Genomic DNA, 19497 nt, shown 5'->3' with positions numbered 1-19497 from the left:
GCTGCGCGCGACCGCACCGTCGGTCACCGCGAGCCCGGCAGACCCGCCACGCGGGACCGCCTCCCGTCGCTGGCCGGCCCGCCCGAGAAGTGGCGGCGAACGACCGGTCAAGGACCGCCGCAGGTGTCGTCTCCCGCCACTTCCTGGTGCGCCCCGTCCACCACCGGCTGCGCGCGCCCGCACCGTCGGTCACCGCGAGCCCTGCCGACCCGTCACGCGGGGCCACCTCACGTTCCCGGCCGGCCCGCCCGAGAAGTGGCGGCGAACGACCGGTCGAGGACCGCCGCAGGTGTCGTCTCCCGCCACTACCGCACGGTCGGTCACCGCGAGCCCTGCCGACGCGCCACGCGGGACCGCCCCGCGTCGCTGGCCGGCCCGGCCCGCCCGAGAAGTGGCGGCGAACGACCGGTCGAGGACCGCCGCAGGTGTCGTCTCCCGCCACTCACCGACGCCGACCACCGGGCCGACCCACGGGCTGGTCGGCGGGCCGGTCAGCAGGTCGATCCCCAGGCCGGTCACCGCGCCGGTCACGCGCCGATCGCCGGGCCAGCCAGCGGGCCGGGGACCCCGGAGCGCCGGCGTCCCCTGACAGCGCCTCCCGCGCGTCTCGGACCGCCTCGAGCAGGTCGGGCTCGGCGCCACGACGACGCGTGGCGCGTCCGGGACGGTCCAGCTGATCACGGCCTCGTCGCGGCGATCGACGTGTCGCGTCAGGCCGGCACCATGACCGCCGCTGCCCAGCACCCTCAGGCGGCGAGAGGAGGCCTCGCAGTCAGCCCACGGCCAGCCGGTAGCCGCGCTTGACCACGGTCTGCACGGCCTTGGTGCCGATGCCGGCGCGCAGGCGGGCCACGGCCATCTCCACGGCGTGCTCGGAGCCGGCGGTGCCGCTGGGCAGCATGGCCAGCAGCGCCTGGCGCGAGACGACGTTGCCGGGGTTGGCGACCAGGGCCTGCAGCACCGCGGTCGGCGCCGGCGAGAGCCTGACCTCGACCCCGTCGAGGAGCACGCCGTCGCCGTGCAGCAGCAGCTGGCGCCCGCCGACCAGGTCGACGGCCAGGCCCGAGGAGCGCGAGGGCAGCTCGGTCTCGAGCTGCTTGACCATCGCGACCAGCCGCGAGCGCTCGGGGAAGAGCGTCGGCACGCCCCACATCTCGAAGGCGGCTGAGGTGACCGGGCCGACGCAGGAGGCCACGACGTCGGCCTGGAAGGCCGTGACGACCTCGTCGCGCCGGCCCACGACGCCCGCGGCCTCCATGAGCGCGGCCACGGCGGGCGCGGAGGTGAAGGTGACCGCGTCGAGGGCGCGGTCGGCGATGAGGTCGACCATCTTGAACATCGGGCCGGGGTCGTCGGCGGCCAGCACGCGGTAGACGGTCACGGTGGTGACGTCGGCGCCCTGGCGACGCAGCGCGTGGGCGACCATCGACAGCGACTGGCCGTGCTCCTGCACCACGATGCGGCGCCCGGCGAGGTCGCGCCCGCGCAGGTGCTCGAGCACGTCCTCGAAGCACTCCGACTCCGGGGCCCACAGCTCGCGCAGCCCGCGGCGCCGCAGCGCGCCCACGCTCTTGGGGCCGCGGGCGAGGATCTCGGAGGACCCCAGGGCGGCGAGCAGCTCGTCGAGCAGGCCCCAGCCCTCGGCGGCCTCGAACCACGCCTTCATGCCGATGCCGGTGGTGGCCAGGAAGACGTCGACGGGGCGGGAGAGCACCTCGGCGGTCTGGGCCCGCAGCTCGGCGTCGTCGACCTGGTTGGGCTGCAGCGAGAGCGCTGGGGCCCACTCCACGCGGGCGCCGCGACGCTCCAGCAGCGCGACCTGCTCGTCGACCTTGCGGGCGGCGGTCACGCCGATCCGGTAGCCGGCCAGCGGCGCGGCCGGCTCCGGTGGCTCGGGTGTCTCGGGCAGCTCGGGTGTCACGGACCCTCCCTCTGCGGGCCGACCAGCACCACGCCGCGGTCGACCCTGACGTCGTACGTCGGGACCCGGACGGCCGCGTCGTCGAGGCACTGCCCGGTGCGCAGGTCGTAGGCCTGCTTGTGCAGCGGCGACGCGACGCACGGGACCTCCCCCCGCGTGCCGACGATGCCGCGGGCGAGCACGGAGGCCCGCCCGAGGGGATCGTAGTTGCCCAGCGCGTGCACCGTGTCGTCGTGGGTGCGGAAGACCGCGACCGCCGCGCCCCCGACCAGCGCCGCCACGCCGCCCTCGACCTCGATCTGGTCCAGGCGGCAGACCGCCGTCCAGGTCGCCTCCGGCGCGCTCACCGGCCGGCCCCGACCGTCTCGGGGCTGCCCGGGCCGCCCGGGCCGCCCGGGCCGCCCGGACCCACGGGGATGCTCGCGCCGAGCAGCACCGGGCCCTCGCTGTCGGCCGGGGCGACCTGGTCGCGCTCGCTGCGGAAGGTGATGTGGGGGTCGGGGGTGTCGGGGGCGTTGACGAAGGAGACGAAGCGGGCCAGCTTGTCGGGATCCTCCAGGGTGGCGCGCCACTCGTCGGAGTAGCCCTCGACGTGGGTGGCCATCGCCGCCTCGAGCTCGCTGCCGAGCCCGAGCACGTCGTCGACGACGACCTCGCGCACCCGGTCGAGGCCGCCGTCGAGGGCGTCGACCCACGGGGCCGTGCGCTGGAGCCGGTCGGCGGTGCGGATGTAGTACATGAGGAAGCGGTCGAGGTAGCGCACCAGCGTCTCGGTGTCGAGGTCGCCCGCGAGCAGCCGGGCGTGCACGGGGGTGGCGCCGCCGTTGCCGGCGACGTAGAGGTTCCACCCCTTCTCGGTGGCGATGACGCCGAAGTCCTTCGAGCGGGCCTCGGCGCACTCGCGGGCGCAGCCGCTCACCCCGCCCTTGAGCTTGTGCGGGGAGCGCAGGCCCCGGTAGCGCTCCTCGAGCATGATGGCCAGCGTCGTGGAGTCCTGCACGCCGTAGCGGCACCAGGTCGAGCCCACGCACGACTTCACGGTCCGCAGCGACTTGCCGTAGGCGTGCCCGGACTCGAAGCCGGCGTCGACCAGGCGGGTCCAGATCGCCGGCAGCTGCTCCATGCGCGCGCCGAAGAGGTCAATGCGCTGGCCCCCGGTGATCTTGGTGTAGAGCCCGAAGTCGCGGGCGACCTCCCCGATCACGATGAGCTTCTCCGGGGTGATCTCGCCACCGGGGATGCGGGGCACGACGGAGTAGGTGCCGTTGCGCTGGATGTTGGCGAGGTAGGCGTCGTTGGTGTCCTGCAGCGTGCGGCGCTCCGCGCCGAGCACGTGGTCGCCGAGCAGGCTGGCCAGGATCGAGGCCACCGTGGGCTTGCAGACGTCGCAGCCTCGGCCCGTGCCGTGGGCGGCGACGACGTCGTCGAAGCGGGTGTGCCCGTGCACGGCGATCACCTCGAAGAGCTCCTGGCGCGAGAGCGGGAAGTGCTCGCACAGGCTGCGGTCGACGCTGCGGCCCCGGGCTGCGAAGAAGTCCTCCACGACCTTCTTGACCAGCGGCTTGCACGACCCGCAGGTCGCGCCGGCGCGGGTGCAGGCGGTGACGCACGACGGGCTGTCGCACGAGCCGCCCTCGCCGACCGCCTCCTCGATCTGCGCGCGGGTGACGTCGTTGCAGGAGCAGACCTGCGCCTGGGGCGGCAGCCCGATCTCGGCGCCGCCGCGGCCGCTGGGCAGGATCAGGTCCTCGGGGTTGTCGGGCAGCGCGATGCCCGGGTTGGTGGCGGTGGCCACCATCGGGCGCAGCACGCCGTAGGCGCTGGCGTCGCCCACGAGCACGCCGCCGAGCAGGCGCCGGCCGTCCTCGGAGACGACGAGCTTCTTGTAGACCCCCGCCACGGCATCGGCGTAGACCAGCTCGAGGGCGCCCTCGGTGGTCGCAAAGGCGTCGCCGAAGGAGGCCACGTCGACGCCCATCAGCTTGAGCTTGGTCGACATGTCGGCGCCGGTGAAGGCGCCCGGGCCGCCCAGCAGGGCGTCGACGACGACCTCGGCCATCGCGTAGCCCGGCGCGACCAGGCCGTACATCCGTCCTGCCGGGGCCGCGCACTCCCCCACCGCCCACACGTGGGGGTCGGAGGTGCGGCACCGCTCGTCGACCAGCACGCCGCCGCGCTCGGCGACGTCGAGACCGGCCGCGCGGGCCAGGGCGTCGCGCGGGCGGATCCCGGCCGAGAAGACCACGACCTCGGCCGGCAGCGGCTCGCGGTCGCGCAGCCCGAGGCCGACCACGCGGCCGTCCTGCCCGAGCACCTCGGTGGTCGTCGCGCCGGTGTGCACGCCCAGCCCCAGGCCCTCGACGTGGCGGGTCAGCACCGCGCCACCGGCGTCGTCGACCTGCACGGCCATGAGCCGCGGCGCCATCTCCACCACGTGGGTCTCCAGGCCCAGCTGCGCCAGGGCGTTGGCCGCCTCCAGCCCGAGCAGCCCGCCGCCGACGACCGCGCCCACGCGGGCCGTGGCGGCCGCGTCGCGGATCGCCTCGAGGTCCTCGATGGTGCGGTAGACGAAGACGCCGTCGAGGTCGGTGCCGGGGATCGGCGGCACGAAGGGGGCGGCGCCGGTGGCGAGCACCAGCTCGTCGTAGGCCAGCTCCTCGCCCGCGGCGGCGCCGCCGAGCACGAGCGTGCGGGCGCCGGTGTCGACCGACTCGACGGTGGTGCCGAGCAGCAGCCGCACCCGGGGGTCGTCGTACTCCCCGGTCGGGAGCAGCGAGAGCTCCTCGGCGCCGCGCTCGAAGAAGGAGGTCAGCGCGACGCGGTCGTAGGCGGCGCGCAGCTCCTCCCCCACCACGACCACGTCGTGGGTCTCGGTGAGGCCCCGCTCGACGGCGGCCTGCACGAAGCGGTGGCCGACCATGCCGTGGCCGACGACCACGAGGGTCCTGCGGTGGTGAGCCATCATGCTCGGGTTCCTTCCAGGGTGGTGCTGGGTCGGGTGGCGAGGAGCTGTCGCACGGCGGACGCGCAGCCGCCGCAGCCGGTGGTGGCGCGGGTGGTGTCGCGGACCTGCTCGAGGGACCCGCAGGCGCGCACGCGCCCGGCGCTGACGCCGGCGCACGCGCACACCTCGGCGTCGTCGGGCAGGGAGGCCGCGCCGGCGAGGGCGCCCGTGCCGGGGCGCTCGCCGCGCAGCAGCGCGCCGGGCTCGCCCGGCGAGAGCACCGTGCCGCGGTCGTAGTACTGCGTGAGCAGGCCGATCCGGCTCAGGTCGCCGACGAGGGTCGCGGCCACGAGCACGCCGTCGCGCACGACGAGGCGGCGGTGCGAGCCCGCCACGGGGTTGGTCAGCTCCACGACCTCGCCCTCGGCGGTCTCGGGCTCGCCGAGCACCGCGACGTCGAGGTCGGTCGCGCGCAGCCGCGCCACCGTCCGCGACCCCTCGTACGCCGGGAGCGTGCGGCCCGGGCGGGGGTCGGCTCCCCCGGCCACGTCACCGGCCAGCTCGTGGGCCAGGTCGTGGGCCAGGACCTCGGCCAGCACGCCGGCCTGCTCCCAGGCGGGGGCGACGAAGCCGGTCGTGCGCCCGCCGCGCTGGGCGCAGTCGCCGATCGCGTGCACGCGGGGGTCGCTGGTCCGCAGCCCGGCGTCGACGACCACCCCGCGTCGCACCGCGAGGCCGGCCGCCCGGGCCAGCGCGACCGAGGGACGGCCGCCGGCGGTGAGCACGACGAGGTCGGTGCCGAGGGTGTAGCCGTGGTCGAGCACGAGCCCCGCGGGGGTCAGCCGCACGGCGCGGGTGCCGGTGTAGACCGCCGTGCCGAGCCGGCGCAGGTCGCGGGCCAGGATCGCGCCCGCCGGTGCGCCGACCTGGCTGCGCAGCAGGTGGTCACCGCCCTCGACCACCTCGACGTCGAGGCCGCGCACGCCCAGGGCCCGGGCCACCTGGAGGCCGAGCAGCCCGCCGCCGACCACGACCGCGCGCCGCGCCGACGCCGCGGCGCGACTCAGCCGCAGGGCGTCGTCGAGGCTGCGGAAGGCGTGCACGCGCTCGTCGAGGCGTCCGTCCATGCCGACCAGCCCGCGCACCGGCGGCAGCGTGGGGATGCTGCCCGTGGCCAGCACCAGCCGGTCGTAGCCGAGGCGGGTGCCGTCGACGAGGCCGACCTCGCGGGCGTCGCGGTCGACCTCGAGCACCCGCGCGCCCGTGCGGAGGTCGACGCCCCGGTCGGCGTACCACTCCAGGCCGCGCAGGGTGAGCGCGTCGGCGCGGTGGGTGCCCTCGAGCAGCGCGGAGAGCAGGATCCGGTTGTAGGGCGCGTGGGGCTCGTCGCCGAGCACGGTGATCCGCGCGCCGGTGTCGCGGGCGAGCAGCTCCTCGACCAGCCGGGTCGCGGCCATGCCCGACCCGACCACCACGACGCGGGCGCTCATGCGGGCACCCCCGCGGCGGCGACCTGCTCCCGCACGGGCGCCTGGGCGGACGAGACCTCCGGCGTGGGGTCCGGTGACGCGGCGAGCCCCACCGCCGCGGCGCACGCCTTGAACTCCGGCATCCGGCTGGAGGGGTCGAGCGCGTCGTGGGTGAGCCGGTTGGCGCCGACCCAGTGGAAGGGCACGAAGACGGTGTCGGGGCGGATGGAGTCGACCACGCGCGCCGGCGCGCGCAGCGACCCGCGACGGGTGGTGACCACGACCGGCTCGCCGTCGGCGGCACCGATCCGGGCGGCCAGCAGGGGGTGCAGCTCGACGAAGGGCCCGGTGTCGGGCAGGTCACGGATCCGGCGGGTCTGGGCGCCGGACTGGTACTGCGCGAGCACCCGCCCGGTGGTCAGGTGCAGCGGGAAGGTGGCGTCGGGCTGCTCGACGGGGCCGCGGTGCTCCACGACGCGGCAGCGCGCGCGGCCGTCGGGGGTGGCGAAGCGCTCGGCGAACAGGCGCGGCGTGCCCGGGTGGGGCGCACGACCCTCGGGCACGGCGGGGCAGGGCCAGAAGACGCCGTGCTCGGCGCGGACCCGCTCGTGGGTGATCCCGGAGTAGTCGGCGCGTCCGCCGGCCGAGGCGCGGCCGAGCTCGGCGAAGACCTCGGCGGCGTCGGTGCCGAAGGGCACCGGGGAGCCCAGGCGGGCCGCGAGGTCGGCGAGCAGCTCCAGCTCGTCGCGCACCCCGGCGGGCGGGGCCACCGCGCGCTGGCGCAGCACGACCCGGCCCTCGAGGTTGGTCATGGTGCCGGTCTCCTCGGCCCACTGGGCCACGGGCAGCACGACGTCGGCGCGGGCCGCGGTCTCCGAGAGCACGAGGTCGACCACCACCAGCAGGTCGAGGGCGTCGAGGCGCTCGGTCACGTGGTCGGCGTTCGGCGCCGAGACGACCGGGTTGCTGCCGGTGACCAGCAGCGCCCGCGGGCCGCCCTCGGTGCCCAGCGCCTCCAGCAGCTCGTACGCCGAGCGCCCCGGCCCGGGCAGGGTCTCGGGCGCCACGCCCCAGACGCCCGCAACGTGGGCGCGGGCCGCAGGGTCGTCGATCATCCGGTAGCCGGGCAGCTGGTCGGCCTTCTGGCCGTGCTCGCGCCCGCCCTGGCCGTTGCCCTGGCCGGTGAGGCAGCCCCAGCCCGAGGCGTCGCGCCCGGGCAGCCCGAGGGCGAGGGCGACGTTGATCCAGGCCAGCACGGTGTCGGTGCCCTGGGCGTGCTGCTCGGCGCCCCGGGCGGTGAGCACGACGGCCCGCTCGGCGTCGGCGAGCAGACCGGCCAGCTCGCGCAGGTCCTCGGCGGCGACGCCGGAGACCCGCTCGACGCGCTCGGGCCACCAGCCGGCGACCGAGCGCCGGACGTCCTCGAAGCCGGTGGTGCGGGTCGCGACGTACTCCTCGTCGACCGCGCCGGCGCCGTCGAGCAGGTGCAGCAGGCCCAGCGCGACGGCCAGGTCGGTGCCCGGCAGCGGCTGGAGCACGAGGTCGGCGCGCCCCGCGGTGGCCGTGCGGCGCGGGTCGAGCACGACGACGCGGCCGCCGCGCTCGCGCAGCCGGTCGAGGTGGCGGGCGGCCGGCGGCATGGTCTCGGCGAGGTTGGAGCCCACGAGCACGACCAGGTCGGTGCGCTCGAGGTCGGCCAGCGGGAAGGGCAGCCCGCGGTCGAGGCCGAGGGACTGGTTGGCCGCGGAGGCCGCGGAGCTCATGCACCAGCGGCCGTTGTAGTCGATCTGGCTGGTGCCGAGCGCCACCCGGGCCAGCTTGCCCAGCTGGTAGGCCTTCTCGTTGGTGAGCCCCCCGCCGCCGAAGACCGCGACCGCGTCGGGCCCGCTCTCGGCCTGGAGCGCCCGCATCCGGGTCGCGACCAGGTCGAGCGCCTCGTCCCACGACGCGGTGCGCAGCTCGCCGGTGGCCCCGTCGCGCACGAGCGGGCTGGTCAGCCGCTCGCGGTGGCCGCGCAGCCCGGTCGCGGTCCAGCCCTTGCGGCACAGCGCGCCCTCGTTGACCGGGAAGTCGGCCCACGGCTGCACCTGCAGGGCGCGACCGGAGCGCTCCAGGGTCATGCCGCACTGCAGGGAGCAGTAGGGGCAGTGGGTGCGGGTGTCCGTGGCCGGGCCGGCGGGAGGGGTGCTCACGTCAGATGCCCGCGCCCGCCATGGTGCCGGGCCTGGCGGCGGCGGCCGCGGAGGGCCGGCGCAGGTAGACCGCCCAGGTGACCAGGGCGCACACGGCGTAGAAGGCGGTGAAGGCGACGAAGGCGCCCTTCGTGGCCGAGAGCGGGTCCCCGACCCACGGCGAGCTGAAGGCGATCGGGATGAGGAAGCCGCCGATCGCGCCCACCGCGCCGATGACGCCGATGGCGGCCGAGGCCTGCTTGGTGGCCAGCAGCAGCGCGGCGCTGCGGGCGGGGGTGCCGGCCTCGCTGGTGCGCTCGGCCTCGGTGCGCCAGATGGCGGGGATCATCTTGTAGGTCGAGCCGTTGCCAATGCCGGTGGCGGCGAAGACGCAGAGGAAGAAGCCGAGGAAGAAGGGGAACCACGACTGGTTGTCGGTGGCGATCGCCGGGTCGGCGGTCGGGTTCGGGGTCAGCCGCGTGAGGGTCCACAGCACCGCCAGGGTGGAGACGATCATGGCGCCGAAGGCGGCCAGGGTGACCCGGGCGCCGCCGAAGCGGTCGGCCAGCCACCCGCCGAGCGGGCGGGTCGCGGAGCCCACCAGGGCGCCGAGGAAGGCGAAGTAGGCGAAGTAGATGCCCGTGCCGAGGGGGGTCGGCTCCGGCACCCAGAAGGTGAGCTTGATGAGCAGCGGCATGGCGGCGGAGTAGCCGATGAAGGAGCCGAAGGTGCCGATGTAGAGGAAGGCCATGATCCACGTGTGCGGCTTGCGCACGACCTGCATCTGCTCGCGCGGGCGGGAGGTCGCGGTGGCCAGGTTGTCCATCCAGCGCCAGGCCGCGAACGTCGCCACCACGGCGAGCCCGGCGTAGACCCAGGCGGCGCGCTCGAGGTGGATGCCGCCCTCGCTGGCCTTGACCAGGCCGAAGATGCCGGCGCCGCCGACGATCACGGGCAGGAAGAGCTGGATCAGCGAGACGCCGAGGTTGCCGCCGGCGGCGTTGAGGCCGAGCGCCGCGCCCTTCTTGGCCGCGGGGTAGAAGAAGTTGATGTTGGCCATCGAGCTGGCGAAGTTGCCGCCCCCGAGACCGGCGGTCGCGGCGATGAGGCAGAAGGCCCAGTAGGGCGTGCCCGGGTCCTGCACCGCCCAGGCGAAGAGCAGCGTCGGCACCAGCAGCAGCGCCGCGCTCACCATCGTCCAGTTGCGCCCGCCGAACCTCGGCACCGCGAAGGTGTAGGGCAGGCGCAGCAGCGAGCCGACGAGGTTGGGCAGCGCCACCAGCACGAAGAGCTGCTGCGGGGTGAAGGAGAAGCCCTGGGCCACCAGGAAGGCCGAGCTGACGCTCCAGATCAGCCACACCGAGAAGCCGAGGTGCTCGGCGAAGATCGACCACAGCAGGTTGCGCCGGGCCACGGGACGACCGGTCTCCTCCCAGAACGCCTCCTCCTCGGGGCGCCAGTCCTCGATCCAGCGTCCGGTGCGGCGCGCGGGCGCCGGCCCGGTGGCGGTGTCGCTGCTCGGGTCGCTGCCCGGGTCGCTGCCCGGGTTGCTGCGCGAGTGGCTGGTCATGGTCATGGCGGTGCTCCTGAGGGGCTCGTCGGTGGCTTCACCCTCGGCGCGCGAGGTTTCGCTCCTGTCGACCCCGGGTGACCGTCGAGGTCAACTTCTCCTCACGTCCTCACACCCCTCACGACCTCACCGCCCGCCCCACCGCCCGCCCCAGCGCCCGACCCCGCCACGCCGCACCGCCGCCCCCCACCCGGCCGCTCACCGCGCCCGACCGACCGCTCACCGACGCCGAGGCGCCGCTCGCCGACGACCCGGGCGTCGGCCCTGCCGGGGTGAGCGCCGTCACTCCTACGGTGACCGCGATCACACCTGCGGCCGGCGCGGCCGCATCCGCACGAGAGGGGACACCGCCGTGGGCACCCACGAGAGCCAGCCCGGAGCCGGGGAGCAGCCGCAGGCCGCCACCCAGGCCTCCCGGCACGACCCGGTCTACGACCGGCTGCACGACTCACCCGACTTCGCCGCGCTGCGCAAGGCCTACCGGGGCTTCGTCATCCCCGCCACGGTGGCCTTCCTGGCGTGGTACCTGCTCTACATCCTGATGTCGAACTACGCCGGCGGCTTCATGAACACCAAGCTGGTCGGCAACATCAACGTCGCGCTGGTCTTCGGCCTGCTGCAGTTCGCCACCACCTTCGGGCTGGCCTTCGCCTACGCCCGCTTCTCCGAGAGCCGCCTCGACCCGCTGGCGCGCTCCCTCAACGACGAGTACGACGCGACCGTGGCCGGCACCGACGGGAAGAGGCACTGACATGGACCACCAGGTGCTCACCACGATCCTGTTCCTCAGCGTCGTCGCGCTGACGATCGGGATCACCTTCTGGGCCAGCCGGCAGACCTCCGGCACGGCCGACTTCTACGCCGGCGGACGTTCGTTCTCCCCGGTGCAGAACGGCCTGGCCATCGGCGGCGACTACATGTCGGCGGCGTCCTTCCTCGGCATCTCCGGGGCCATCGCGCTCTCGGGCTACGACGGCTTCCTCTACTCCATCGGCTTCCTCGTGGCCTGGCTGGTCGCGCTGCTGCTCGTGGCCGAGATGCTGCGCAACTCGGGGCGCTACACGATGGCCGACCAGCTGGCCTTCCGCATGCGCCAGCGCCCGGTGCGCATGGCCGCGGCGACCTCGACCGTGGTCGTGTCGATCTTCTACCTGCTGGCCCAGATGGTCGGCGCAGGCGCCCTGGTGGCGCTGCTGCTGGGCGTCGACGACCAGGCGGTCAAGAACATCGTCATCCTCGGCGTCGGCGCGCTCATGATCTTCTACGTCACCGTCGGCGGCATGAAGGGCACGACCTGGGTGCAGATCGTCAAGGCCGTGCTGCTCATGACCGGCTCGGCGCTGATCGTGGTGCTCGTGCTCGCGAAGTTCGACTTCAACCTCTCCGAGCTGCTCGGCACGGCCGCCAGCAACTCCGGTGCCGGCTCGGCCTTCCTCGAGCCCGGCCTGAAGTACGGCGCCACCGCGACCAGCAAGATCGACTTCATCAGCCTCGGCATCGCGCTCGTGCTCGGCACGGCCGGCCTGCCCCACATCCTCATCCGCTTCTACACCGTGCCGACCTCGCGCGACGCGCGGAAGTCGGTGCTGTGGGCCATCGGCCTCATCGGGGTGTTCTACCTCTTCACCCTCGTGCTCGGCTTCGGTGCCGCCGCCCTGCTCGACATCCCCGGCCTGCGCGAGTCCGGTGAGCTGGACGCCTCGGGCAACCTGGCCGCCCCGCTGCTGGCCGAGGCCGTCGGCGGCGGAGCCGGCTCCACGGGCGGTGCGGTGCTGCTGGCCATCATCGCGGCCGTCGCCTTCGCCACCATCCTGGCCGTCGTGGCCGGCCTGACGCTGACCTCGTCGGCGTCGGTGGCCCACGACATCTACAACAGCGTGATCAAGAAGGGCACCGCCAGCGAGGACCAGGAGATCAAGGTGACCCGCTGGGCCGCCGCCGGCATCGGCCTGGTGTCGATCCTGCTGGCCATCCCCGCCCAGAGCCTCAACATCGCGTTCCTGGTGGCCCTGGCCTTCGCCGTCGCGGCGTCGGCCAACCTGCCGACGATCATCTACAACATGTTCTGGAAGCGCTTCAACACCCGTGGCGCGCTCTGGAGCATCTACGGCGGCCTGATCTCGGCTGTCGGTCTGGTGGTCTTCTCCCCGGTCGTCTCCGGCAAGGGGCTCGACCCGACGGGCAAGAACCTGTCGCTGCTGCCGACCAGCATCGACATCTCGTGGTTCCCCCTGGAGAACCCGGGCATCGTCTCCATCCCGCTCGGCTTCCTGCTCGGCTACATCGGCACCATCACCTCCAAGGAGCCCACCGCGGAGGAGCGCTACACCGAGCTCGAGGTGCGCGCCCTCACCGGCGCCGGCTCGGAGAAGGCGATCTCGCACTGACCGCACCACCGCTCCGCCGGGCGCCGCGAGGCGCCCGGCGGGGCGGCACGACCCGCGGGCAACCGCGGGGCAACCGGCCCTCGCCACCCTGGGACCCGCGTCCTAGTGTGGCCAGCGCCACCCCGTCGACCCGGAGGAAACCGTGAGCGAAGAGACCCTGTCCAACCTGTCCCGTGAGGACCGCTCCTTCGAGCCCCCGGCCGAGCTGGCCGCCGCGGCGAACGTGGGGGCCGAGGCCTACGAGCGCGCCGCGGCCGACCCCGAGGCGTTCTGGGCCGAGCAGGCCGGCCGCCTCTCCTGGGAGCGCGAGTGGGACCAGGTGCTCGACTGGAGCAACCCGCCCTTCGCGAAGTGGTTCGTCGGCGGTCGCCTCAACGCCGCCTACAACTGCGTCGACCGCCACGTCGAGGCCGGCCGCGGCGACACCGTCGCCTTGCACTGGGTCGGCGAGCCCGAGGACGACACCCGCGACCTCACCTACGCCCAGCTCCAGGACGAGGTCAACCAGGCCGCCAACGCCCTGACCGCACTCGGCGTCGGCAGCGGCGACCGCGTCGCCATCTACATGCCGATGATCCCCGAGGCCGTCGTGGCCATGCTGGCCTGCGCCCGCCTCGGCGCTCCCCACACCGTGGTCTTCGGCGGCTTCTCCTCCGACGCCCTGGCCTCGCGCCTGGTCGACTGCGGCGCCAAGGTCGTCGTCACCTCCGACGGCGGCTTCCGCCGCGGCGCGCCCTCGGCCCTCAAGCCGGCCGTCGACGAGGCCCGCGCCAAGGCCGCCGAGCAGGACTTCGAGGTCGAGCACGTGCTCGTCGTGCGCCGCACCGGCCAGGACGTGGCGTGGGACGACGCCGTCGACGTGTGGTGGCACGACGCCGTCGCCGGCGCCTCCACCGAGCACGCCTGCGAGTTCTTCGACGCCGAGCACCCGCTCTACGTCATGTACACCTCCGGCACGACCGGCAAGCCCAAGGGCATCCTGCACACCACCGGCGGCTACCTCGTGGGCACCTCCTTCACCCACGACGCGGTCTTCGACCTCAAGCGCGACACCGACGTCTACTGGTGCACCGCCGACATCGGCTGGGTCACCGGGCACTCCTACATCGTCTACGGACCGCTCGCCAACGGCGCGACCCAGGTGATGTACGAGGGCACCCCCGACGCGCCCTTCAAGGGCCGCTGGTGGCAGATCGTGCAGGACTACAAGGTGACGATCTTCTACACCGCCCCCACCGCGATCCGGACCTTCATGAAGCAGGGCCGCGAGATCCCCGACGGCTTCGACCTCTCCTCGCTGCGCCTGCTCGGCTCGGTCGGTGAGTCGATCAACCCCGAGGCCTACATGTGGTACCGCGAGGTCATCGGCGGCGAGCGCTGCCCCATCGTCGACACCTGGTGGCAGACCGAGACCGGCGCGATCATGATCTCGCCGCTGCCCGGCGTGACCGCCGGCAAGCCCGGCTCCGCGATGACACCGCTGCCCGGCATCGAGGCCGACGTCGTCGACGAGGCCGGCGAGTCGGTGCCCAACGGCTCCGGCGGCTACCTGGTGGTCAAGGGCCCCTGGCCCTCGATGCTGCGCACCCTGTGGGGCGACGACGACCGCTACGTCGAGACCTACTGGAGCCGCTTCCGCAAGCAGGGCTACTACTTCGCGGGCGACGGCGCCAAGAAGGACGAGGACGGCGCCATCTGGCTGCTGGGCCGCGTCGACGACGTCATGAACGTCTCCGGCCACCGCCTCTCCACCACCGAGATCGAGTCGGCGCTGGTCTCGCACCCCAAGGTCGCCGAGGCCGCCGTGGTCGGTGCCGCCGACGAGACCACCGGGCAGGCGGTGTGCGCCTTCGTCATCCTGCGCGACTCCGCCGGCGACGGCGGCGAGGACATCGTCGAGGAGCTGCGCAAGCACGTCGCCAAGGAGATCGGCGCGATCGCCAAGCCGCGCCAGATCATGGTGGTGCCCGAGCTGCCCAAGACCCGCTCGGGCAAGATCATGCGGCGCCTGCTCAAGGACGTCGCCGAGAACCGCCAGGTCGGCGACGTCACCACCCTGGCCGACAGCTCGGTGATGGACCTTATCTCCTCGGGCCTGCAGTCGGGCAAGGCCGACGACTGACCCCGCCCGACCAGGCCCGAGACGGCCCCACCCGAGCGACCCCGTCGTACGACGCACCGGCCGCCGCCCCCGGGCGACGGCGGCCGGTGCGTGTCCGGCCCCCGTCGGGTGGTCCGGGCGGGGCCGTGCCGCCGGTAGCCTGGGGCCCAGGTGAGCCGGGAAGTCTGGTCGGCGCTCGCCCCGCCGACCCCTGAGGAGCCCCGTGCCCGACGCCCAGCAGCCCACTCCCCCGCCCGGTCCGACACCCGACCCGGCTCCGGGTCGCCAGCGCCTCTTCGCCCGCGGATCCTTCCTCGAGCACTCCCGCGTCGCGGAGATCCTGCGCGCCGAGACCACCGGCGGCATGCTGCTCATCGCAGGCGCCGTGGTCGCCATCGTGTGGGCCAACACCCCGTGGGCCTCGGTCTACGAGTCGATCCGCGACTACACCGTCGGCCCCTCGGCGCTGCACCTCGACCTCTCCCTCGGCACCTGGGCGGCCGACGGACTGCTGGCGATTTTCTTCTTCGTCGCCGGCCTCGAGCTCAAGCGTGAGTTCGTCGCCGGCGACCTGCGCGACCCGCGCCGCGCGGCCCTCCCGGTCGCGGCGGCCGTCGGCGGCATGGCCGTGCCGGCCCTGGTCTTCGTGCTGTGGAACCTCGGCGGTGACGGCGACCTGCGCGGCTGGGCCATCCCCACCGCCACCGACATCGCGTTCGCCGTGGCCATCCTGGCCGTCATCAGCACCCACCTGCCCTCGGGCCTGCGCACCTTCCTGCTGACCCTCGCCGTGGTCGACGACCTGCTGGCCATCACTATCATCGCGATCTTCTACACCAGCGAGCTCGACCTGACCTTCCTCGCGCTCGCCCTCGTGCCGATCGCGGCCTTCGCCCTGCTGGTGCAGAAGCGGGTGTGGAAGGGCTGGCTGCTCATCCCCCTCGCCGTCGTCGCCTGGGCCCTGGTGCACGAGTCGGGCGTGCACGCCACGGTCGCCGGCGTGCTGCTCGGCTTCACCGTGCCGGTGCTGCGCCGCGACGGCCAGGAGGGCCCGGGCCTGGCCGAGCACCTCGAGCACCTCGTGCGCCCCATCAGCGCCGGTGTCGCCGTGCCGGTCTTCGCCTTCTTCGCCGCGGGCGTGACCGTCGGCGGGCTCAGCGGGCTGGTCGACTCCCTCGGCGACCCGGTCGCCCTCGGCATCGTCACCGGCCTGGTGGTGGGCAAGACCGTCGGCATCGTCGGCTCGACCTGGCTGCTGTCGACCTTCACCCGCGCCGACCTCGACGACGACCTCACCTGGGTCGACGTGCTCGGCATGTCGATGCTCGCGGGGATCGGGTTCACGGTCTCGCTGCTCATCGGCGAGCTCGCCTTCGGCCAGGGATCCGAGCGCGACGACCACGTCAAGGTCGGCGTGCTGGTCGGGTCGGTGATCGCCGCGCTGCTGGCCACCGTCGTCCTGCGCGGGCGCAACCGGGTCTACCGGCGCCTGTGCGAGGAGGAGGCCGAGGACCGCGACCTCGACGGCATCCCCGACGTCTTCCAGCGCGGCGAGCCCGGCACGCGCTGAGCCCTCCCCCTCGGCCTCACCCCCACGGTGGTGAGGCCGGGGGCCCGCGTTCTGTAGGGTCGGGCGGAGCAGTCACACACGTCGACGTCGGCACGCACGGCGCTGGAGCAGCGGGAGCACCCACACATGGCCATCGAACCGGTCAAGGACACCGACCCCACCATCGGCAAGCTGGTGGCCGACGCCAGCCGCGACATCTCCACCCTGGTCTCCAAGGAGATCGAGCTGGCGAAGTCGGAGCTGAAGGTCAGCGTCAAGGCCGGCGGTGTCGGCATCGGGCTCTTCGTGGCCGCCGGCGGTCTCGCCGTGCTGGCCGTCATCATGCTCTCGGTGGCATTCGCCTACCTCATCAACTGGAACGGCGACGGCCTGGCCCTGCACTGGGCCTTCCTCATCGTCTTCGGCGCCTACCTGCTGCTCGCCGGCCTGCTCGCCTTCGTCGGCGTCAAGAAGGTCAAGCAGGTGCGCGCCCCCGAGAAGGCCATCGCCCAGGGCAAGGAGATCCCCCGCGCCCTCAAGGGCCAGGCCTGAGCCAGGTCCGGGTCAGGCCCGGGGCGCGCCCGGGGTCGGTCCCGGGTCTTGGCCCCGGCGCGGGTCTCAGCCCGCGCAGTCGCCGGTGTCGACGGCCGAGGCCGTGCCCCGGCCCCGCGCCGCGGTGTCGGCGACCTGGCCCGCCGTGAGGGCGTAGCCGGTGTCGTCGTCGGTCACCGAGGCGGCGAAGACGAGACCCACGACGTCGCCGTCGCGCGCGACGATCGGGCCGCCGGAGTTGCCGGGGCGCACCAGCCCGCGCAGCGAGTAGACCTCGCGGATGACGGTGCCCTCGCCGTAGATGTCGGGTGATCGCAGCCGCTGCTCGGAGCGGATCCGACCGGCCTGCTGGTCGTATGGGCCGTCCTGGGGGTAGCCCAGGATCGCCACCGGGTCGCCCTCGGCCGCGGAGTTGTCGAGCGCCAGCGCGGCGCGGTCGCCGTCGAAGGCGATGACCGCGACGTCGACGTCGGGGTTGTAGACCACGACCTCGCCCGGCACCGACACGTCGCCCAGCATCACCTGGGGCTCGTTGACGCCGGCCACGACGTGGGCGTTGGTGAGCAACCGGTCGCGGCCGTCGCCGAGGTCGGTGGCGTAGACGAAGCCGCTGCCCTCCACCCCCCGCCCGCAGGCGTTGGTGGCGCGCACCTTGAGCACGCTCGCGGCCGCGGCCTCGACGCCGGGGCGCGAGAGCATCCGCTGGTCGCCCGGGGCGACCTCGACGATCCGCTCGGGTGCGAAGGGCTCGAGGTAGCGCGGGAAGAAGCTCGTGCCGACCACGTCGTTGAAGGCCTGGAGCACGCCGCCGGCCGCACGCGGCAGCACGCCGTCGACCTTGGCGAGCACCTCCGAGCTGCGCACCAGCGGCGTCACGCCGTCGATGCGCGAGCCCGAGACGGCCACGCCCAGCGCCCAGGCGACCAGCAGCACCGCGGCGCCGCTGAGGGCCGCGCCGCCCACGGCGTCGACCGCGCGGGCCGGCTGCCAGGTGATGCGCGAGCGCAGCCGGGCGCCGGCGTACTGCAGCGCGGCCTGGCCGAGCGAGGCCGCCAGGATGACGATGAAGAGCGCGCCGAGGGAGACCAGCAGCGACGGGGCGGCGTCGCCCAGGGCGACGGGGGCCAGCCACACGCCGAGCAGGCCGCCGAGCAGCAGACCGCCGGTGGCGAAGGCGCCGGTGATGAAGCCCTGCCAGTAGCCGGAGAGGGCGTAGGCGAGCACCAGCACCACGAGCAGCCAGTCGAGCAGGTTCATGGGGTCCTAGATGTCCTCGTGCGCCTCGGCGCGGTCCCCGATGTCCAGCATCCGCCCCTGCCGGGGCCGCGGCGCCCCCGCCACCATGTGCTCGGGCAGGTCCTGCAGGCGCGAGGTGTCCCACGGACGGGTCCAGCCCAGGTGGTCGAAGAGCCTCGAGACGATACCGCCCGTGAAGCCCCACAGCACGACGTCGTGCTCGGGGCCGATGAGGAAGCCGGGCCCGGTGAAGCCCGCGGGGTGGCGCACCTGCACGCGGTGGGTGGGGTCGAGCAGGTCCTCGATGGCGACGCGGTGGATCGCGTGGACCTCGGCGCGGCTGGCGATGCGCACGGCGACGTCGGCGCACCAGCCCAGCACCGGCGTGACCGCGAAGTTGCTCGGCGGCAGCCACAGCTCCGGCAGCCGCCCGAAGAGCTCGACCGAGGCCGGGTCGAGGCCGACCTCCTCGTCGGCCTCGCGCAGCGCGGCCTCCTCGACGCTCTCGCCGGGGTCGACCGAGCCGCCGGGGAAGGAGACCTGGCCGGGGTGGGAGCGCATGTCGTGGGCGCGCTCGGTCAGCAGCAGCTCGCCGCCGCGCTCGCCCTCGGCGAAGAGCATGAGCACGGCCCCCTGACGCGCGCTGCCGTCGGCGGGCGGGGTGAAGCGGGTGAGCTGCTCGGCGGTGATCTCCGAGGCGCCGCGCCTGACCGGCTCGAGCCAGTCGGGGATCACGCGGGTCCCTGGGTCTTCAGCAGCGCGCGGGCCGCCTCGGGGTCGGTGGGCCCCTCCCCGAAGGCCGGGCACCAGCGCGCGACCGGGCAGGCGCCGCAGGCGGGCTTCTTGGCGTGGCAGCAGCGCCGGCCGTGCCAGATCAGCCGGTGGCTGAGCATCGTCCAGTCCCGCTTCGGGAAGAGCGCCCCGATCGCGTGCTCGACCTTGACCGGGTCGGTCTCGCTGGTCCAGCCCAGCCGGCGGGCGAGCCGCCCGAAGTGGGTGTCGACGGTGATGCCCGGCACGTCGAAGGCGTTGCCGAGGACGACGTTGGCGGTCTTGCGACCGACGCCGGGCAGCTTCACCAGGTCGTCGAGACGACCCGGGACCTCTCCGCCGTGGTCCTCGACCAGCGCCGCGCTGAGCTTGAGCAGCGACTCGGTCTTGGCCCGGAAGAAGCCCAGCGGCCCGACGATGCCCTCGAGGGCCGCGCGGTCGGCCGCGGCCATGGCGCGGGCGTCGGGGTAGGCCGCGAAGAGGGTCGGGCGCACGGCGTTGACCCGACGGTCGGTGGTCTGCGCCGAGAGCACGGTGACCACGAGCAGCTGGAAGGCGTCGTCGAAGTCGAGCTCGCAGCCCGCCTCGGGGTAGGTCTCGGCCAGGGTGCGGTCGATCTTGCGGGCTCGACGCACCAGGCCGGTGGGGGTCTCGACGGCGGGCACCGGGTCAGCGTACGAGACCGTGCCGACACCGGGCCGACCCCGCACCGACCCCGCACCGACCCCGGACCCACCCCGCAACGGTCCCGGGGGCTCGCCGCGCCGGGGCCGGATTGCCCCTGTGAGGTTCCACACGGATAGGATCGTCGCGGTGGCTCTGCGCA

14 protein-coding genes are annotated in these 19497 nt (G+C 74.2%); 5 read left to right on the top strand and 9 right to left on the bottom strand.

The genetic code is table 11. From position 1 onward, the window contains the following. Window positions 1–772: 772 nt before the first annotated feature. Genes ASF50_RS01120 through ASF50_RS01095 form a run of 6 tightly spaced genes read right to left on the bottom strand, consistent with a single transcriptional unit; the run spans window position 773 to window position 10081 of the window. Window positions 773–1921, bottom strand: coding sequence for a uroporphyrinogen-III synthase (locus tag ASF50_RS01120; RefSeq protein ID WP_235557515.1), 1149 nt, complete (start codon window positions 1919–1921; stop codon window positions 773–775). Further along, entirely contained in the window at window positions 1918–2268 is a 351-nt protein-coding gene (gene nirD, locus ASF50_RS01115) for a nitrite reductase small subunit NirD (RefSeq protein WP_056903220.1), read from the bottom strand. Before nirD ends, ASF50_RS01120 begins: the two co-directional genes overlap by 4 nt. Continuing rightward, the gene (gene nirB / locus ASF50_RS01110) at window positions 2265–4886 is read right to left on the bottom strand and encodes a nitrite reductase large subunit NirB (protein ID WP_056903219.1); all 2622 of its coding nucleotides are present in this window, start codon (window positions 4884–4886) and stop codon (window positions 2265–2267) included. The genes nirD and nirB overlap by 4 nt, the downstream gene beginning before the upstream one ends. Then, window positions 4883–6355: an FAD-dependent oxidoreductase gene (locus ASF50_RS01105; protein ID WP_056903218.1), complete on the bottom strand. Its 1473-nt coding sequence runs from the start codon at window positions 6353–6355 to the stop codon at window positions 4883–4885. The genes nirB and ASF50_RS01105 overlap by 4 nt, the downstream gene beginning before the upstream one ends. After that, complete coding sequence (locus tag ASF50_RS01100) at window positions 6352–8526, bottom strand: molybdopterin oxidoreductase family protein (protein ID WP_082502629.1); 2175 nt, start codon at window positions 8524–8526, stop codon at window positions 6352–6354. The genes ASF50_RS01105 and ASF50_RS01100 overlap by 4 nt, the downstream gene beginning before the upstream one ends. Before the next feature lies 1 nt (window position 8527). After that, window positions 8528–10081 (bottom strand): MFS transporter, encoded by a 1554-nt coding sequence (locus ASF50_RS01095; protein ID WP_235557514.1) that lies wholly within the window; start codon window positions 10079–10081, stop codon window positions 8528–8530. Between the two features lie 346 nt (window positions 10082–10427). On the opposite strand from ASF50_RS01095, the gene ASF50_RS19545 reads away from it, so the two are divergent. The 5 genes from ASF50_RS19545 (at window position 10428) to ASF50_RS01070 (ending at window position 16664) form a co-directional block, all read left to right on the top strand. Then, window positions 10428–10826: a DUF485 domain-containing protein gene (locus ASF50_RS19545; RefSeq protein ID WP_056863179.1), complete on the top strand. Its 399-nt coding sequence runs from the start codon at window positions 10428–10430 to the stop codon at window positions 10824–10826. Between the two features lies 1 nt (window position 10827). Then, a complete protein-coding gene (locus ASF50_RS01085) occupies window positions 10828–12462 on the top strand; it encodes a cation acetate symporter (protein WP_056863178.1) in 1635 nt (544 codons plus the stop codon). A gap of 142 nt (window positions 12463–12604) precedes the next feature. Beyond that, window positions 12605–14584, top strand: coding sequence for an acetate--CoA ligase (gene acs / locus ASF50_RS01080; RefSeq protein ID WP_056903217.1), 1980 nt, complete (start codon window positions 12605–12607; stop codon window positions 14582–14584). A gap of 202 nt (window positions 14585–14786) precedes the next feature. Then, a complete protein-coding gene (gene nhaA, locus ASF50_RS01075; protein WP_056903216.1) occupies window positions 14787–16133 on the top strand; it encodes a Na+/H+ antiporter NhaA in 1347 nt (448 codons plus the stop codon). Window positions 16134–16259: 126 nt separating this feature from the next. Beyond that, window positions 16260–16664: a phage holin family protein gene (locus ASF50_RS01070; protein WP_056863175.1), complete on the top strand. Its 405-nt coding sequence runs from the start codon at window positions 16260–16262 to the stop codon at window positions 16662–16664. A 66-nt stretch (window positions 16665–16730) separates the two neighbouring features. On the opposite strand, the gene ASF50_RS01065 is transcribed toward ASF50_RS01070, so the two are convergent. Genes ASF50_RS01065 through nth form a run of 3 tightly spaced genes read right to left on the bottom strand, consistent with a single transcriptional unit; the run spans window position 16731 to window position 19336 of the window. Further along, a complete protein-coding gene (locus tag ASF50_RS01065; RefSeq protein ID WP_056903215.1) occupies window positions 16731–17921 on the bottom strand; it encodes a MarP family serine protease in 1191 nt (396 codons plus the stop codon). 6 nt (window positions 17922–17927) lie between these two features. Further along, the gene (locus ASF50_RS01060) at window positions 17928–18635 is read right to left on the bottom strand and encodes an NUDIX hydrolase (protein WP_056903214.1); all 708 of its coding nucleotides are present in this window, start codon (window positions 18633–18635) and stop codon (window positions 17928–17930) included. After that, window positions 18632–19336 carry an endonuclease III gene (gene nth / locus ASF50_RS01055; RefSeq protein WP_056904167.1) on the bottom strand — a complete coding sequence of 235 codons (705 nt, stop codon included), beginning with the start codon at window positions 19334–19336 and terminating at the stop codon, window positions 18632–18634. Before nth ends, ASF50_RS01060 begins: the two co-directional genes overlap by 4 nt. Between the last annotated feature and the right edge of the window lie 161 nt (window positions 19337–19497).

It is taken from the genome of Nocardioides sp. Leaf307 (assembly GCF_001423135.1).
GTDB classification, from domain to species: Bacteria; Actinomycetota; Actinomycetes; order Propionibacteriales; family Nocardioidaceae; genus Nocardioides; species Nocardioides kribbensis.
Note: the sequence above shows the minus strand (reverse complement) of the source record. Positions and strands in the feature narration are given on the sequence as shown.

Bases quoted from the DNA above. Each gene is read 5' to 3' on its own strand.
- ASF50_RS01070 (WP_056863175.1), top strand. From the start codon at position 16,260: ATGGCCATCGAACCGGTCAAGGACACCGACCCCACCATCGGCAAGCTG.
- ASF50_RS01065 (WP_056903215.1), bottom strand. From the start codon at position 17,921: ATGAACCTGCTCGACTGGCTGCTCGTGGTGCTGGTGCTCGCCTACGCC.
- ASF50_RS01095 (WP_235557514.1), bottom strand. From the start codon at position 10,081: ATGACCATGACCAGCCACTCGCGCAGCAACCCGGGCAGCGACCCGGGC.
- nirB (WP_056903219.1), bottom strand. From the start codon at position 4,886: ATGATGGCTCACCACCGCAGGACCCTCGTGGTCGTCGGCCACGGCATG.
- ASF50_RS01105 (WP_056903218.1), bottom strand. From the start codon at position 6,355: ATGAGCGCCCGCGTCGTGGTGGTCGGGTCGGGCATGGCCGCGACCCGG.
- ASF50_RS01085 (WP_056863178.1), top strand. From the start codon at position 10,828: ATGGACCACCAGGTGCTCACCACGATCCTGTTCCTCAGCGTCGTCGCG.